The sequence below is a fragment of the Kluyvera chengduensis genome (assembly GCF_044197065.1).
Taxonomy (GTDB): domain Bacteria; phylum Pseudomonadota; class Gammaproteobacteria; order Enterobacterales; family Enterobacteriaceae; genus Kluyvera; species Kluyvera ascorbata_C.
In genome coordinates this window covers 657,995-674,646 of the sequence record NZ_JBIQOI010000002.1, presented here as the reverse complement: position 1 = coordinate 674,646, position 16,652 = coordinate 657,995, and the positions used below count along the sequence as shown (strand labels likewise).

General features: G+C 53.2%; 13 protein-coding genes. All 13 read left to right on the top strand.

The window, feature by feature from the left end; translation table 11 throughout:
* Positions 1 to 4: 4 nt before the first annotated feature.
* The 13 genes from ACH1XZ_RS08885 (at position 5) to ACH1XZ_RS08825 (ending at position 16,200) form a co-directional block, all read left to right on the top strand.
* Positions 5 to 2,314: a hypothetical protein gene (locus ACH1XZ_RS08885; protein ID WP_395595242.1), complete on the top strand. Its 2,310-nt coding sequence runs from the start codon at positions 5 to 7 to the stop codon at positions 2,312 to 2,314.
* Positions 2,314 to 3,285: a formylglycine-generating enzyme family protein gene (locus ACH1XZ_RS08880; RefSeq protein ID WP_395595241.1), complete on the top strand. Its 972-nt coding sequence runs from the start codon at positions 2,314 to 2,316 to the stop codon at positions 3,283 to 3,285. Before ACH1XZ_RS08885 ends, ACH1XZ_RS08880 begins: the two co-directional genes overlap by 1 nt.
* Before the next feature lie 126 nt (positions 3,286 to 3,411).
* Complete coding sequence (locus ACH1XZ_RS08875) at positions 3,412 to 3,945, top strand: hypothetical protein (RefSeq protein WP_395595240.1); 534 nt, start codon at positions 3,412 to 3,414, stop codon at positions 3,943 to 3,945.
* A 10-nt stretch (positions 3,946 to 3,955) separates the two neighbouring features.
* Positions 3,956 to 4,213 carry a PAAR domain-containing protein gene (locus tag ACH1XZ_RS08870; RefSeq protein ID WP_395595239.1) on the top strand — a complete coding sequence of 86 codons (258 nt, stop codon included), beginning with the start codon at positions 3,956 to 3,958 and terminating at the stop codon, positions 4,211 to 4,213.
* Positions 4,214 to 4,216: 3 nt separating this feature from the next.
* Positions 4,217 to 5,398, top strand: coding sequence for a hypothetical protein (locus tag ACH1XZ_RS08865; RefSeq protein WP_395595238.1), 1,182 nt, complete (start codon positions 4,217 to 4,219; stop codon positions 5,396 to 5,398).
* Between the two features lie 21 nt (positions 5,399 to 5,419).
* A complete protein-coding gene (locus tag ACH1XZ_RS08860) occupies positions 5,420 to 8,857 on the top strand; it encodes an ImcF-related family protein (protein ID WP_395595237.1) in 3,438 nt (1,145 codons plus the stop codon).
* Positions 8,857 to 10,443: a type VI secretion system protein TssA gene (tssA, locus tag ACH1XZ_RS08855; protein WP_395595236.1), complete on the top strand. Its 1,587-nt coding sequence runs from the start codon at positions 8,857 to 8,859 to the stop codon at positions 10,441 to 10,443. Before ACH1XZ_RS08860 ends, tssA begins: the two co-directional genes overlap by 1 nt.
* A 31-nt stretch (positions 10,444 to 10,474) precedes the next feature.
* The gene (gene tssF, locus ACH1XZ_RS08850) at positions 10,475 to 12,238 is read left to right on the top strand and encodes a type VI secretion system baseplate subunit TssF (RefSeq protein WP_395595235.1); all 1,764 of its coding nucleotides are present in this window, start codon (positions 10,475 to 10,477) and stop codon (positions 12,236 to 12,238) included.
* The gene (gene tssG, locus ACH1XZ_RS08845; RefSeq protein WP_395595234.1) at positions 12,193 to 13,287 is read left to right on the top strand and encodes a type VI secretion system baseplate subunit TssG; all 1,095 of its coding nucleotides are present in this window, start codon (positions 12,193 to 12,195) and stop codon (positions 13,285 to 13,287) included. The genes tssF and tssG overlap by 46 nt, the downstream gene beginning before the upstream one ends.
* Complete coding sequence (gene tssJ, locus ACH1XZ_RS08840; RefSeq protein ID WP_395595580.1) at positions 13,268 to 13,804, top strand: type VI secretion system lipoprotein TssJ; 537 nt, start codon at positions 13,268 to 13,270, stop codon at positions 13,802 to 13,804. The genes tssG and tssJ overlap by 20 nt, the downstream gene beginning before the upstream one ends.
* A gap of 1 nt (position 13,805) precedes the next feature.
* A complete protein-coding gene (tssE, locus tag ACH1XZ_RS08835) occupies positions 13,806 to 14,261 on the top strand; it encodes a type VI secretion system baseplate subunit TssE (RefSeq protein ID WP_395595233.1) in 456 nt (151 codons plus the stop codon).
* Positions 14,262 to 14,288: 27 nt separating this feature from the next.
* Positions 14,289 to 15,617 (top strand): VasL domain-containing protein, encoded by a 1,329-nt coding sequence (locus ACH1XZ_RS08830; RefSeq protein ID WP_395595232.1) that lies wholly within the window; start codon positions 14,289 to 14,291, stop codon positions 15,615 to 15,617.
* Between the two features lie 94 nt (positions 15,618 to 15,711).
* Complete coding sequence (locus tag ACH1XZ_RS08825; protein WP_395595231.1) at positions 15,712 to 16,200, top strand: hypothetical protein; 489 nt, start codon at positions 15,712 to 15,714, stop codon at positions 16,198 to 16,200.
* Positions 16,201 to 16,652: the final 452 nt, after the last annotated feature.

Genomic DNA, 16,652 nt, shown 5'->3' with positions numbered 1-16,652 from the left:
GATAATGAGCGAACAAGAAACGCCAGTTGCAGAGCATACGTTAAGCAAAGTAGAAAAAAACGTTAAAGTTGCTTTTCATAAATCGTGCCAGTGCTATTTCAGGATAGAAACGCTTGAGCTGATTTTTATTGATGAAGCTGATGCCGCAGAGTTTGAAAAGGTCATGAGCAAACTGAGTGAGTTGATAGATAAACAACATAAAGCCAAAGCTGATTACTCGGATGCAATAGAGAACTACGGTAATAATCTGAAAGATATTGCGAATAAAAATAAGCTACCAGAATATGAGGATAAAATTACCTCATCTGAAACCGCTCTCGACAAAGCGACTAAAGATCTCCAGGCTGAATTGGGTGAGTTCAATGAGCAGACTGGCTATACGCCAGTGATTGAGTTGATTCCCATTCAAGCTTTAAATAAAGGTGTTTATGGTCGCTGCTATTCATATGTTAAACAATCCGATTATGATTCATTTAAAAATAAATTTATTATTATTTCGATTGATGCATTTAGTGGAGATGCTATCTTTACGAAAGACGATAACGGCAATATTACAGGAATCAATATCAGCGCGTTAAAAACGAAGCTAAGTTCAGCACAAACCGTCATCAAGCAAATGATGGACCCCACCATGACGGTCAGCGCTGATATTAGCTATGAAACAACGTTGACTGACTGGGCTAATGCATGGAACAGTCAGTATAAAGATTGCAGCAAAAAAGGCAATTACATTGATGTTTCTGCCGGCGCTCAATTTCTGAGACTTACGGCAAATGCCTCCACTCTGAACACCTGGAACCCGGATACCGGTGAAGCCCGGATAAAAGGGGAAGCGCATGCGGAATTAACACTTTTGACCGGGAAAGTGAATTCAACTATTTATGTTCCGGATCGGGTTGGCTGGCCGCTTAAATTTATGGTTACTGACAGCAAGGAGGCGAATATTGGTGTTTTACGGGCAAAGATTGATGGCGAGTTGACCGGCTATGTTGGTGCATCGGCGCAGGTGGAAGGTAACCTACAGTTTGTGACATTCAACAATAAGCAGTTATTGATGGGAAACCGCACGCCAGGTTCGCGTTTTGCTACCCGAAAAAAAGGGGTGACAATCAAAGACAGCAAAGAAAAACCTCATGCACTGGAAGTTAAGGGCGAAGCCTTTGGTGGGGCGAAAGTCGGTGGCAGCCTGGGAGGGGCGTTACAGTGGTTAAAGCCCTTTGATTCACTGGTGGATGAGCTTCCCAATATGCTGCATACCTTTGGACTGGACTCCCCCGCACTGGAGCAGATCATTCTCCCTGTTCAGCAGTCTGAAAAGAAAAAAGATGCGCAACTGGGGAAATTTACGGACTTTGCGTCTCTGACTGTAGGGGGGGATGCAGAGTTAGGTGTGGGGTTAAGCGGCGAGTTTAGGGTCCGCTTTGTGAAAGGGCGTTTCAGATTTCATATTAAAGGTAGTCTGTGCCTAGCCGCAGGCGCTAAAGGAGAGGTGGAAGGGGAAATATCTCCAGAGTTGTTCGGTGAGTTTGCTATATGGGTGATTTATCAGTTATATGGGATTGATTATAAGCATTTAACGATAATTACCAGTGAAGCATTTATGGCGTTGTCCTATATGTTGGTGATGGGGGGCAAGAACATATATAAATATTATTATGACGAACTTTCTGCTGAAATTGCAAATGTTAAGCAAGACTTTATCGATTTTATTGATGAAATGTCGAATGAATTTATTGATGCTAGAAGTCAATCTATCGAACGGAATAACTTCGCTGACGTAATTAATGCAAATCCAGGCAGCGTATATCTTTTTTCTCCAGAAGCGAAAGGTATAGCGCTGTATGTTTTGACCGGGGATGGCGCATACGATCGTATCGATATTAATAACCAGGGGGATGGTTTTTTCCCTGATACAAATAAAAATCGAAAAACGGCGGTGTTGTATATTTTATCCAGCATTCAGACCAAGCGAGAGTGGAAGAAAGTACTGACACGAATTACTAAAGATGGCAGTATTTTCCCTGGTAATGAGGATACCATAGTCGAGTTGGCTCAGAAAAATCTAAAAACATTTTTACAGATAGGACTCAACCGAGATAAAGAACTGGAAGATATAATTAACAGGTTAGATTTGCGGGATTTTGACGAAGTGGTCAGACGTCTGAAAAATAATCCAGCCAGGGGTTATGCGTTTTCTCCTAACTGCACTAAACAATACCTTGCGCATTGTGATGACAACATATTTTATACCTCATTATGTTACTTTGAACCGGTGAATACGCAATATAAACAAAAGTGGGAAGGGAATGAATAATGAGAAAATATAGTTTTTATAAATACGGTGTTCCCCTGCTCTTGCTCCTTGGCGGTTGTGATAATGCCACTAAGCCAGTCAAACATACGCCGCAGGAGCAGGCAGAATTACAACAATATATAAAACGCGTTAAATCCGACATGGTATATGTCAAAGGTGGAATGTTCTGGATGGGCGATTTTTGTAAAAAAATGCGTGATGGTGGCCCTTATTGTTCACCGGAGAAAGATACCAAACCTGTTCATGAAGTAGAACTCAGCAGCTTTTCTATTGGTAAATTTAAAGTAACCCATGAGGATTACAGGTTTTATCTCGAGATGGCAGGTTTACCAGAACAGCATTTTGAAAAGAAGAGCTATGATGATGTTTTTCTTGAAGTGACACATTTTAAAAATAGTCCAGCCATAGTGACTTGGACTGAAGCAGATAATTACTGTACTTGGTTGAAAACAGAGACTGGATTACCCTTTTCACTCCCAACTGAAGCTCAGTGGGAATATGCGGCCCGCAGTCGGGGTCAGTATATTCTGGTGGCAACGGATGATGGTGTTTGGCGAGAAGATGAAAAAACCGGGAAAGGTGAAAATTACGCTACAGATGAGGATCGGCAAGCAGTGGAAGATACTACAGGAATTGATAGTACATCGATTCATTTTCCTGTTGATAAATACCCACCAACTCCATTTGGTTTGTATGGTATGGCAGAAAATGGTTACGAGTGGGTGAAAGACTGGTATGATCCTAATTATTATAGGAATTCGCCAAAAAAAGATCCTCAGGGGCCAGACAAGCCTATTATTAAAGATAAAAAAACCGGACAATATCGCAAGGCGCGACGAGGAGGGAATAATCCAGATCCAACAGGAGATGTTGGATTAACATTTTTTCGTGGCTATAGCATTAAAGATAATAACTTCCCTGACAGTACCACTGTTCGCTGTGTGATTAACTCACCTGAGCCGATAAAATGAAATCAATCTCATCTGTGATATATGTGGTTAAATTCAATATATTGATTTTCGGTTTAATTAAGTTTAATCAAATGATATTTTTTAAATGGGTTTAGGGATAATGTCCTTATGATAATTGAGAGCGATATGAACAGTGAACAGCCCGTTTCTACATCAGAACTAAAACGTCGACTTCTGAATTTGAATTACAGAGATGATATTCCATTTTCTGTGATTGAAAAAAAAGATAAACTGATTGCTTCATGGAAAATTGTGGATACAAAATGGATTGAGTTATTTGGTGCTGGTGGGCTAAAGAAACAATATGAGCTGACATTACGTTTTGATGAGCTGAATAACCTGGTGCGTTATAAAGAAAAATCAACCGACATCGAAAGTGAGATAAGTACAGAGAGATGTGGTTTCAAAAAGGAAGTTCGATGGGGTAGTCGCAAAGAGTTTAGCTTCGGAAAGTCCTGGGGAATGAAAACTGATGGTTCTGTTGGAGAACAGTACTCTTATAAATTCAGTACATCAGATATAAAAAATCCCGTTTTTAGTATTATCGATAAATCCGGGTGGACACTCAAAAGAAGCCTTATTGATAAATATGGATTTCGTCTGGTCTGGCTAATTTTTATCGCGATAATGTTACCTGTAATAATTTATTATCTGGCTTAAGGAGTTATGTATGCGGGGCGTTATTCGTATTAATGATAACACAACCCACGGCGGTACTGTCCTTGAAGGAAGTTCTGGTGTGAAATTCATGAGACTGGAAATTGCCTGTCTGATGGATAAAGTTTCCTGTCCTGAACATGGCGAAACCTATATTGCCGAAGGTGATGATGGGGCAAAAATCAATGGAAAACCTATCGCCCTTCACGGACATCGCTGTGGCTGCGGTTGCACGCTGATTTCTTCATTACCCAACGCCGGAAAACGTTAATTTATGCCTGTTGATCTTAAACAGATCCCGAAGGCGGAGCCGTTACCCGTTCCTCCGGATAAATACCGCTGGTTGCTTGTGATTGTTTTGCTCGTTATTGCGGGAGCCATACTGGTGCTTTCCCTCTGGCCTAGGGAACTATCCACGCATTCCGCATGGTTCTGGTTCTGTACACTGATGCTCCCTTTCACTGTCGGGCTGGCAGGCTATATTGTCAGGCTGCGGCACTATGAAAACGAACGTGATCGCGTTCTGTGGTGGAATCGTTTACATCAGGAGCATCATGACAAGCAAATCTTACTGGGTCAGCAGTCGGTTGGTGTACTGGGGATGAGTTACATCACTCCGGTTGCCAGTAATAAACTTGCTGCTGCGCTTTTGCAGGGAGGAAATGCGCTTCAGACACAATATTCACCGGCCCTTCCGGCAGTGCTGACCACTGCTTCACTCTCTCCGCCATTAAAAATACTTACTAAAGCAGGATATCAGTCACGGCTGGAATCAATGCTGACCAGCATTATCCGACAGCTTCATACAGAGCTGGCGCAATTTAGCGGTAACCTCTCTGTTCGTCTTCATCACGATGGCACTCTGGAAAATGAGCTGGTTATCATGGCCTGGCAAACTGTTTTTCCTGCGTCATATGCTGTCAGTAACGTCAGTGCCAGTATGGAAAGCGACGGTCTGATGTGGATTGATGAGTGGCTGGACAGGCAGGATGAAGCGCTACTCCTTTGTGTAGAAATCAACCTGTTTCTGCAAGCACGCGACCAGCAGGCTGAATCAGTATCTGCCCTTTTGTTGGCTTCTCCTGCGTGGCTGGAGACGCGAAGCATAAAGCCGAAAATGTGGATACACCGCCCGGTTGTGATGAAGGACGCTGATGAATCGGTCGCCGATGTGGCCCGCTGGGGGGATATCTCCCCCGGATTACCCTGGTACTTCTGGCGTGCGCAGATAAAAAGCGACGCACTGGCAGTTGTCCTTCAGGCGATGGATAAATCCGGGTACATATCCGCAAGAAAAGGCGAGCAGATTCTGGAGGATGCTTTTGGCAGGCCAGGGGCGGCGGTGGGCAATATTACCCTGATTTGTGCCTGTGAGTATGCTGTTGCTTCCGGGCTGGCTCAGTGGTTGCTCGTTGGCGATAAAACCACGCAAATGGCCGTTGTCCGCCCGGCATAATGTTACGCAAAGGATAATGATGTGAAAAAGAAAAAACGGCTCAGTACATGGTTAATTATTCTGCTGATAGCGGTTATCGGCGGGGTTCTTATCTGGACTGAGAATCCTGTCGTTCATCTTCGTACCACAGAGAAAAAACTGACGGTATCGCTGGCTGTGGCCGGGTGGTGCCTGTTTATTCTGCTCTGTGACGATGTATTTGTCCGGTTGTGGCAGTGGCTCATTTCACTGAGTTTTATCCAGCAGCTTCGCGAATTATCGGGTAAAAGCCAGCAACAGGAAAACGGGAGGCGTGCTGCGGATAAGGAAAAGTATAGTGAAACACTCAAAAATATCCGCCTGTATCTTCGCCATACCTACGGTCGTCGCTGGCCCCGCAAAGTCCGCATCCTGCTGGTGACCGGCAACGCTGCCGATGTCGAACAACTCACCCCAAAACTCCCCCGTGAACTCTGGCAGGAAGACCAGGGAACGTTGTTGCTGTGGGGAGGCGATCCGGCTATGCCCGCCGATACGGCCTGCTTTACCGCACTGCGTAAACTGCGCCGCCGCCCGGTGGATGGCATGGTGTGGGTGACATCCGCATTTGACCGCCTGTCGGGGGCAGACACGGAGTTTCCTGCGCCGCTGACGCCTGAATCCATGGATACCCTGGCCCATGCCCTGAGCCGTCGTTATGACGCGCTGGGCTGGAAACTCCCCCTCTATGTCTGGTCCCTGCATCTGCGTAGTGGAGTGCCGTCGGGCCGGGTGACCCAGCCCGTGGGCTGCCAGCTGCCAGCTGGTTGTATCCCGCAGACCCTGGCCCGTCAGGTGACAGCCCTGATCCCGGCGCTCACCGCCCGGGGCATTCAGCAGATTTGCGATAAGCCACAGCATCATTTTTTACTGGCCCTGGCCGATCAGCTTGCCCGTGAGCCGGAGAGTCTGGCCGGACCGTTATCGGTGCTGCTGAACCCGTATCGCCCTTTACCGCTGGCAGGCATCCTGTTCAGCCCACCATCCGTCGGGGCGGCGCGCAGCATCGCGCACCACTGGGGTAAGGATAACCGCTGGGATATTCTGCCGGACAGGATGACGGAATTACCCGCAGGCCTGCGCCCGCGTAAACCGGGCGTCAGCTGGCCGCAGATGGTGGGGGCGACGGCGGTTACCCTGATGGCGCTGTGGGGGATATCCATGGCGGTCTCCTTTGTTGCCAACCGTCACCTGGTGACGGATGCCACCGAGCAGGTTGCACGGCTTGCGGCGGATAAACAGCCGCTGGCGGTGCGACTGCATGCCCTGGCTGAATTACAGAAAACACTGTCCCGCCTGCAGTACCGCTCAGAGCAGGGTGTTCCCTGGTATGCCCGCAGCGGGCTGAACCAGAATGATGCCCTGTTGACGGCGGTATTCCCGCACTATGCTGAAAGCGCTTTACCGTTGCTGCGGGATGCGGCTGCGGAGTACCTGACCCAACAATTGCAGGCGTTTGTCCGGTTGCCGCCGGACAGCCCGTTGCGTGAACGCATGGCAAAACCGGTTTACGACCAGCTCAAGCTGTACCTGATGCTGGCCCACCCGCAGAGAGTGGATGCCGCCTGGTTTTCCGGAACGCTGATGCGCGACTGGCCGCAGCGTACCGGTGTGACTGCCGGTGTCTGGCAGGGCAGTGGCCCTGCGCTGCTCTCTTTTTATGCCGCGAATCTGGCGACGCATCCGCAGTGGCGTCTGCACGCCGATGAGACGCTGGTCAGCCAGACGCGCACGCTGCTGGTGCGCCAGATGGGGATGCGCAATAGCGAATCCACCCTGTACCAGAAGATGCTGGCGCAGGTGGCGAACCAGTATGCCGATATGCGTGTGGCGGACATGACCGGGGAAACCGATGCGTCGCGCCTGTTTACCACGGATGAAATCGTGCCGGGGATGTTCACCCGTCAGGCATGGGAGGAGGCGGTACAGCCTGTCATTGATAAGGTGGTGAATGAGCGTCGCGAGGAGATGGACTGGGTGCTGAGCGACAGTAAACAACCTGTCTCGCAGCAGGTGTCGCCGGAGGCCCTGAAGCAACGACTGACAGAGCGCTACTTTGCTGATTTCAGTACCGCCTGGCTCGATTTTCTCAACAGCCTGCGCTGGCAGCGTGCCGCCACGCTGTCGGATGCCATCGACCAGCTTACCCTGATGGCGGATGTCCGCCAGTCGCCGCTGGTGGCGCTGATGAACACCCTGAATATTCAGGGACGCACCGGCGAGACCGGAGAGGCAATATCCGATTCGCTGGTGAAATCGGCGAAAAATCTGCTTGGCGGTGATAAACAACCGGCGATTGACCAGAGCGGCGGGGCGCATGGCCCGCTGGATGCCACCTTCGGGCCTGTACTGGCGCTGATGGATAATCAGCAGAAAGGCGGCAGCGATACCGACCTGAGTCTGCAGACTTATCTTACCCGGGTGACGCAGGTGCGCCTGCGTCTGCAGCAGGTGACTAACGCCGCTGACCCGCAGGAGATGGCGCAGACTCTGGCACAGACCGTATTTCAGGGGAAAGCGGTGGATTTAACCGAGACCCGTGACTACGGCAGCCTGGTGGCTGCCGGGCTGGGGCAGGAGTGGAGCGGGTTCGGCCAGACGGTATTTGTTCGTCCGATGGAGCAGGCCTGGCAACAGGTACTGCAACCGGCGGCGGACAGTCTGAATGCCCAGTGGCGCAGTGCGGTGGTGGATGACTGGAACAGTGCCTTTGGCGGACGCTATCCGTTTAAGGATGTCAGCAGTGAAGTGTCTCTACCGCTACTGGCGAAATACCTCAATGCCGACTCCGGGCGTATCACGCACTTTCTGCAGACCCGTCTCAATGGTGTCCTGCATAAAGAAGGCAGCCACTGGGTGCCGGACAGCATTAATGCGCAGGGACTGACGTTTAATCCTGCATTCTTACAGGCAGTAGATTTGCTCAGTCATATTTCCGATGTGGTCTTCACCAACGGGGAGGCGGGGCTGTCCTTCGAACTCCGGCCGGGTACTGCCGATGGCGTGATGCAGACCACGCTGGTGATTGACAGCCAGAAACTGGTCTACATGAACCAGATGCCCGCCTGGAAGCGCTTCAACTGGCCAGCCGACACCGAAGCGCCCGGTGCCGCCCTGAGCTGGATAAGCACCCAGGCCGGAACCCGGCAATATGCTGATATGTCCGGTGCCTGGGGCTGGATACGTCTGCTGGATAAGGCGAACGTCAGCGCTTATTCCGGAACGGGCAGCAGTTACAGCCTCACCTGGCAGGCGCAGGATGGCAGGCCGCTGAACTACACCCTGCGTACCGAAGCTGGTGAAGGGCCGCTGGCGCTGCTGAAACTGCGGGATTTCCAGCTGCCGGAGTCCATATTCAGTGTTGATGCCACCGCGACGGCACAGACAGAGGGCATCAGTGATACGGCTGATGCGGATACCGGTAACGGAGAGATGAACTGATGGCCTCCTCTGATTCACTGCTGACGGCCTGCCATGCCGAAGCGAATGTCCTGGCACAGCAGACGCAACAGCGTCTTGCCTTGTGGGACAACTGGTTACAGCCAGTATCTGCTGACAATCCGGCCGGGGAAGATCCCGGCTATCACGATGATTTTCAGCAGATGCGCGAGGAGGTCAGTCAGCTCTCCGGTGCGGATACGGAATGCGTCTGCCAGCTTGCTGAAAAATTACTCACCACCACCACCAAAGATATCCGCGTCGCCACGTATTACGCATGGGCACGGTTGCATCGCGATGGCGAAACCGGGCTGGCTGACGGGCTGGAACTGCTGGCCGGGTTATTACAACACTTCGGCGCACAGCTACACCCGCAGCGCGACCGTAGTCGCAAAGGGGCGCTGGAATGGCTTGCCAGCGCCAGAATGCTCGACAGTCTGTCTCTTTATCCGGAGGTCAACAGCGTCGATACCCTGCGCATTACCGGAGCATTGCTGCTGATTGCACAAACGGCCGATGGATTAGCGCAGGAAAGTCGCCCGCAACTGGATTCCCTGTATCGCGCGCTGGAGAACCGCCTGCAGCAGTCCGGCGGTACGGATGCCGTGGTCCCGCAAAATGCCACCAGTACGCCTTTACCGTCACACCTCAGCCCGCCTGAACTGACCAGCATTCGTTCCGGGCAGGAGTTGCTGGCGCAGGCGCGCATTCTGGCGGCATACCTGCAGGAACAACCTGACGGCTGGCTGGCGGCACACCGGCTACTGAAGAATATCCGTCACGACACCCTGACGCAGCTTCCCGCACTGGCTGGCGATGGCCGGACCCGCTTTGAACCGCCGAAAGCGGATCCCCGGGCGCAGCTCAGACGGTTGTATCTGCAACAGCAATGGCAGCCCCTGCTGGAAACGGCAGACGATCTGTTATCGCGCGGTGCCTGCCACCTGTGGCTCGATCTGCAGTGGTATCTGCATCAGGCGCTGTTAAAGCTGGGCCGGGAAAATGAAGCGACCATCATCCGGGATGACCTGAAAGGGCTGCTGAACCGTTTGCCCGGGCTGGAGAATCTTGCCTTTAACGATGGAACGCCATTTGCGGATGAGGTGACTCTGGCCTGGATACAGCAGCAGGTGCTGGATACGCCTCTGAGCTTTCAGGATGCACCGGTCGCTACTCCCCGGTTATCAGGGGACAACGACATTCTGCAACTGGAGCCGGAAGCGCTCGCGCTGGCCGACAGCGAGGGCCCGGAGGCCGCCATGGCCTGGCTGCAAAATCGTCCCGGTATCGCCACTGCACGGCGTCACTGGCTGCTGCGCCTGCTGATGGCGCGACTTGCCGAGCAGACGGGTAAAAATGACCTGGCACTGCATCTGCTGGCAGAGCTGGATACCCGCGCCACGACCATCACATTGACGCAGTGGGAGCCTGACCTGTTGTTTGAGGTAAAGGCCCACCGCCTGAAACTGCTGCGCATGAAATACAGCCGCAGCGAGGCGGATAAAGCGCGCCTGCAACCCGACATGGAGTCCCTGCTTGCCGGGCTGATCGCCATCGACCCGGCGCGGGCTGCTGTACTGTGCGCTTAACCTTCACCACTCTCTGAATCTGAGAAAATAAATGGAAGATTTAACCCTGCGTTATTTTGATGCCGAGATGCGCTGGCTGCGTGAGGCGGCCAAAGAGTTTGCCCTGGCGCACCCTGACCGTGCGGCGATGCTGGACCTCGACAAAGCCGGAACGCCGGACCCGTATGTTGAACGGCTGTTTGAAGGCTTCGCCTTCTCAGTGGGACGGCTGCGCGAAAAAATTGACGACGATCTGCCGGAGCTGACCGAAGGGCTGGTCAGCCAGCTGTGGCCGCATTATCTGCGCACCATTCCGTCGCTGTCGGTGGTGGCCTTCATGCCGGACGTTCCGGCAATGAAGATGGGGGAGCGGGTGCCCGCCGGGCTGGAGGTGATGTCCCGGCCGGTGGGGCCGAAAAATACCGTCTGTCGTTACCGGACGACCCGCGATATGGCGCTCAACCCGCTGGTGGTTTCTGCTACCACGATGACGACGGAGCCTGATGGTCGTTCTGTTCTCCGGATGCGTTTCTCCTGCAGTCCGCAGGCCGACTGGTCACAGACTGACCTCAGCCGCCTGGCGCTGTACCTCGGGGAAGAGCCGGTAACCGGGAGCCATCTGCATCTGTGGCTCACGAAGCGTCAGGCCGGGCTGTACATTCGTCTGCCGGGACAGGCTGACCGGATACCGCTGGATGGGTTCTTCTCCCCGGGCGGCTTTACAGATGAAGACCGTCTGTGGCCGAAGGGCGACAGCGCATTCAGCGGCTACCAGCTGTTGCTGGAGTATTTCACCTTCCGCGAAAAGTTTATGTTTGTGCACCTCAACGGGCTGGACAATATCACGCTGCCTGCGAGGATGGCTCACTTCGATATCGAGATGGTGTTCAGCCAGGTCTGGCCGGGAGATTTGCCGGTCACTGAAAACAGCCTGCGCCTGCACTGTGTACCGGTGATAAACCTGTTCACCCTGGAAGCCGACCCGCTGACCATCAGCGGGCTGGAGAGTGAATACCTGCTGCGCCCGAAACGGCTGCAGGACGGACATACCGAGATTTATTCGGTGGACAGTGTGACCGGCTCCGGCCGGACCGGGGATGCCCGCTATGTGCCGTTTACCAGCTTTCGCCATCAGGGCGGGATGCTGCGCCGGCAGGCTCCTGAACGCTACTACCACACCCGCGTGAAGCGGGGTGTGACAGGGATGCACGATACCTGGCTTATCCTCGGCGGACAGCAGTGGGAAACCGACCGGCAACTGGCAACAGAAACGGTATCGCTGCGTATCACTGGCACCAACGGCCAGTTGCCACGCAGGGCGCTGATGAGCACTCTGCTTGACCGCTGCGAACAGGTATTCGAAACCCCGGTGGCCGTCCGTAATGTCTGCAAACCGACGTTGCCGGTTTACCCGCCTGCCGAAGACCGTTTTCACTGGCGGGTGATGAGCCATCTGGGCACGCGTTTTCTCAATATGATGAGCAGTGCTGATGTGCTGCGTGGCACCCTGTCGCTTTATAACTGGCTCGATGATGAGCTGAATAACCGTCGCCTGGAGGCGATTCAGTCCGTACAGCATCACCGTATTCAGCGTTTTGAGGACGGCTTTCTGCTGCGCGGGCTGGATATTGAGGTGACCCTCGACAGTCACGGTTTCAGCGGTGAAGGGGATGTGCATCTGTTCGGTGAAATGCTTAATCGTTTTTTCGCGCTGTATGCCGACATGAACCAGTTTAACCAGCTTACGCTGATTGTTCAGCCTGAAGGGAAATGTATCCGGTGGAAAGAGAATCACAGTCCGCGCCTGCCCGGCTGATGGAACACCTGCGGCATCACTTGCCGTATATGAATTTTTACCGTTTCTGCCAGCTACTGGAACGCAGCCAGCCGGGTGAGCCTGTTTTTGGCAGCGACGGGCAGATTCGTCACGAACCGGTCCGTTTCCGTCCGCATGCGGGCATGGGGTTTCCGGCCAGTGAAATAAAAGGGATGGTCGACCCGGAGTATTCGCATCTGCCGCCGTCGGTGCAGGTCACGTTTATGGGGCTGTACGGTGTGGAGTCACCGTTGCCGACGCACTATATCGACGATATCACCCAACGGCGGGAAGGCTTCGAAGCCACCCGCGATTTCCTCGATATCTTCAACCACCGGCTGATTACCCAGTATTACCGCATCTGGCGCAAGTACTCGTATCCGGCAACCTTTGAGCCGGGTGGCACCGATAACACCTCACAGTATCTGCTGGGGCTGGTGGGGCTGGGTTTCCCGGGATGTGAAAAGGCCGCCGCCACGCCATTGTCACGGTTTCTGGCGCTGCTGCCGCTGATGCTGCTGCCGGGGCGCATGGCAGAGGGGCTGGATGCACTGGTGCGCCTGCTGGCCCCGGATACCCGTGCCAGGGTATACCACCATGACCGTTGCCGCATTCCGCTGAAAAACCAGGTTGCCATGAGCACGCAACGTCCGGTCAGCCTGAAACATCGCCCCGTCATGGGCACCCACGGCACCGATGTTAACAGCCAGGTGTTGCTGCAACTGAGCACAGACAATGCTGAGGAGGTCCGGAGCTGGCTACCCGATTGCGAACTGTATCAGGACCTGATGGCACTGCTGCATGTGTATCTCGGCTCGCATCTGGATGTCCGGCTGCAGCTTTGTGTTAACCGGAATTTGCTGCCGGATGCACAACTGACGTGTGATAAAACACAGGCGGTTCAGCTCGGTCGTACGGCGGTTCTACGGCCCCTTAAGCCGCAACAGAACGCAGACACTGTTATCACCATTAATCTGGGCCGCTATCAGCGCGTCCAGGAAAATATCCACCGAAGAGAGAGCGATGAAGATGGCGATTACCGCTGGTAAGGTTTCCGGTACGCTGCTGGCACTGGGCCTGATGACGACATTAACTGGCTGCGGCCTGACGCAGAGCGTGACGGACAGCACCGTTTCGGTCACAAAATCCATTTTTTACAAACAGGTGAAAACCCTGCATCTGGATATCCAGGCCCGTGATGGCGTAAACAATAATGCCAGAGGCGCGGCTCTTGCCACCGTGGTGCGTATCTACCAGCTTAAAGACCGCAAGGCTTTTGACAGCACTGATTATCCGTCGCTGTTTGCAGACGACAGCCAGGCGATCAAGACGGACCTGGTGGCGGAAAAGGATATCCGCGTTCGCCCGGGTGAGTCGGTGACGCTGGATATGCCGATGGAGGAGACGGCGCAGTATGTGGCGGTCGCGGGGATGTTTATGGCCCCGGACCAGGTGAACAACAGCTGGCGTATCACCCTGACCCGCGATGACCTTGACCCGGACAAGCCGCGCGTTATTGAAGTCAGCAATAACCAGCTGACGCTGCAACCGCTGAAGGATGACTGAGATGCCGGGACAACATCGAAATCCTTCACTGTACGACATGCTCTTTGGTAACTTCACCGGTGGGCTCGACCTGCATCAGGTTAGTGAGAATGACCAGGTGATTTTGTCTGTGCTGGATAACATGCAGCGCATCCTGAACTGCCGCGCCGGGACACTGGCCCACCTGCCGGACTACGGCCTGCCGGATATGACCAAAATCCTCCAGGGGATGCCTGGTACGGCCCATCAACTGATGACCACGCTCTCTGAGGTGTTGCTGAAATACGAACCGCGCCTGCGGCGCATTGATGTGGTGATGCTGGAACAAGCTATTCCCGGCGAACTACGCTACGCCATTGATGCGGAACTGAAAGGCGTGGGTCTGGTGCGTTACGGTACCGAATTTATGCCGGAAGGGAAGATACTTATTCGCCATCTGAAACAGCAGCAGTATCTGGCCTCCCGTACCGCAATATAGTTTCCCATTCTGAATGAACCTACCACGATGACCACACACTCTGAACGTTATCTTAAAACGGGCGGTGACCCGCGCACGCTGGCAGATTACGCCGCTCTGCGTGATGAAATGAACAAGCTGACCCATCCGGCGCGCCCGGACGTCAACTGGCAGTATGCAGAAAAACTGTGCCTGTCGCTGTTTGAGCATAATGGCGTGGAGCTTCAGACCGCGGCGTGGTACACGCTGGCCCGTGTACAACTGACCGGTCTGTACGGGCTGAACGAAGGGCTGGCGATACTGGATGCGCTGGTCTCCCGGCAGTGGGGGAATCTGTGGCCGCAACCTGTCCCTGCGCGAATGGACATTCTCAGCGCGCTCAGCAAACGCCTTCAGCAGACCGTGCGCACGCTGACGCTGACATATGCCGACCTCAGTCAGTTATACCGGGCGGAGCAGCACCTGACGCATATTAGCGAGGTACTGCAGCGTCTGGAGCTGAAACACCTCAGCCAGACGGAGACGCTGCGTGCGCAACTGCATAATGCGGCGGTCAGGCTGGAAAGCGCCGGGAATGGCGGGCGGCAGGATATGTCACTCGCTTTTGCAGGCGCGTTACCCCCTGCCGCCAGCGCGGGCGAGTCCGACCCGGTTGTTATGCCTGAGGTCCATCGCCAGTGGATATTTGTGGCGCAGCCGGAGCCAGAGCCAGTGATGAAAATCATCGTACCGACTCACCCCTGGAAAGCGTTTGTGGCGGGTATGGCGTTGACGCTGGCGGCGGGTAGTGCGGCACTGTGGGGCTGGCAGGCATTTCATCGTCCTGACCCGCTGGTGGCACAACTGAACGCCTCGCTGGCGCTGGCGCCTGAACCGCTGACCGCTGTACAACTGCAGACGCTGCGGCAGCAGAACCTGTCGCCGGACGTTATTTCGAGGACGCGGCAACAGCTGGAACGCCTGTCCCGGTTGCCGCCGGACTACGCTCTCCGTCGGGGGGAACTGCTGATGCAACAGTTACAGACGCTGTTACCCGAAGACCCTACGGTACAACAGCTTGCACGCCAGTGGAGGCAGCAGCGTGAAGCCGTCGCGCTTCCTGTGGAAGCGCTCGGCGGCTGGCATCAGGGGATGATGCAGCTACAACAACTGACGAATCAACTGAACGCGCTGGATGAAAAGCGTGGGAAATACATGACAGTCAGTGAACTCAAATCGCAGGTGTTTGCCATTACGCAGTCGTTCAGCCAGACGCCGCCGGTGGAAGAGCAGCTTCGGCAGTTACAAACGCAGCCGGTCTCTCCGGGATTGTCTGACGCCACCAGTAGCCATCTGCGGCAGTTACTGAGTCGCTATGTATTGCTGGAAAACAGATAACGGGACGTATGCGCAGTGGAGAAAGCCCGGGGCAGTTGTTGAAAAAAATGGACCCCGTTAATCACGCTGACGAAATGATAAACCAGGAGTGAATGTGTCAGCCAGAGAGCGTTTTTTTAAGAAAATGCAGCAGAATAAGGTGTTCCCCCGAAACGATGGGCCGGTAGAGGCCGATATCCGGGCATTTTGCCAGCAAATGGATAAACTGTCGGGGCAAATTGAGGAATGGCTGGAAGGGGCCGGGATAGACATTATTCTGGCAACAAAATACCTCAATGATCTCAGCACGCTTGGCGTCAGCCTTAACAGCGGTGTGTCACGCTATGAGATTGCCACCATCCGGCTACAAAACGGGAACCGGAGCGTCTGTATTATTCCGGAGCAGTTGTACAAACCCGGCGAAAAAGGATGCGCCACGCTGATTGTGGATGTGCCGGGTCGGCCCGCTGGCAAGCAGACACTTTTGCTGACAATGGCTCCGGATGAGGGCTGGTTTATTCGCGGTCAACATCAGGACTTACAGCGTCGTATTATGTTGACGGAAGAGTGCTTCTTTCGAACGATTGACTGTCTGGCCGGATGAAATCCCATTTACAGGATAGTTCTACGCACGTTTCAGAGTTCAGGGGTTACCGGAAGGTAACCCCTTTTTACTTAACACCGCCGCTTTACCCAATGCTTTAAGGCTTACCCCTCCGTAATTTAGACGGCTATATCTTTTTTTGCCGGACACTTCTTTACGCTTTTACTCAAAATAGCGTTCACTTTCCTCTCGTTTAATTAAATCACCAAATTATTAACGTGATAACTAGTATCATGCTCTTTATATCATTCGCGAACGTTAGATTAATTTTTGAATGATAACAAGCCTTGCCAGAACGCAAATATATTTGGCCTCCTGTATCCCACGTACTTTCTTAGTCTGCCATACTCAACGTCTGATAAATAAGAAATTAGTTTTACCGACTTTTCATTTCATTATAGATTTTAAAATTTCGTTGACAGCCCTATATCAGGATGGAAGTATTGAATTAT

Bases quoted from the DNA above. Each gene is read 5' to 3' on its own strand.
- ACH1XZ_RS08885 (WP_395595242.1), top strand. From the start codon at position 5: ATGAGCGAACAAGAAACGCCAGTTGCAGAGCATACGTTAAGCAAAGTA.
- ACH1XZ_RS08880 (WP_395595241.1), top strand. From the start codon at position 2,314: ATGAGAAAATATAGTTTTTATAAATACGGTGTTCCCCTGCTCTTGCTC.
- ACH1XZ_RS08875 (WP_395595240.1), top strand. From the start codon at position 3,412: ATGAACAGTGAACAGCCCGTTTCTACATCAGAACTAAAACGTCGACTT.
- ACH1XZ_RS08870 (WP_395595239.1), top strand. From the start codon at position 3,956: ATGCGGGGCGTTATTCGTATTAATGATAACACAACCCACGGCGGTACT.
- ACH1XZ_RS08865 (WP_395595238.1), top strand. From the start codon at position 4,217: ATGCCTGTTGATCTTAAACAGATCCCGAAGGCGGAGCCGTTACCCGTT.
- tssA (WP_395595236.1), top strand. From the start codon at position 8,857: ATGGCCTCCTCTGATTCACTGCTGACGGCCTGCCATGCCGAAGCGAAT.
- tssF (WP_395595235.1), top strand. From the start codon at position 10,475: ATGGAAGATTTAACCCTGCGTTATTTTGATGCCGAGATGCGCTGGCTG.
- tssG (WP_395595234.1), top strand. From the start codon at position 12,193: ATGTATCCGGTGGAAAGAGAATCACAGTCCGCGCCTGCCCGGCTGATG.
- tssJ (WP_395595580.1), top strand. From the start codon at position 13,268: ATGGCGATTACCGCTGGTAAGGTTTCCGGTACGCTGCTGGCACTGGGC.
- tssE (WP_395595233.1), top strand. From the start codon at position 13,806: ATGCCGGGACAACATCGAAATCCTTCACTGTACGACATGCTCTTTGGT.
- ACH1XZ_RS08830 (WP_395595232.1), top strand. From the start codon at position 14,289: ATGACCACACACTCTGAACGTTATCTTAAAACGGGCGGTGACCCGCGC.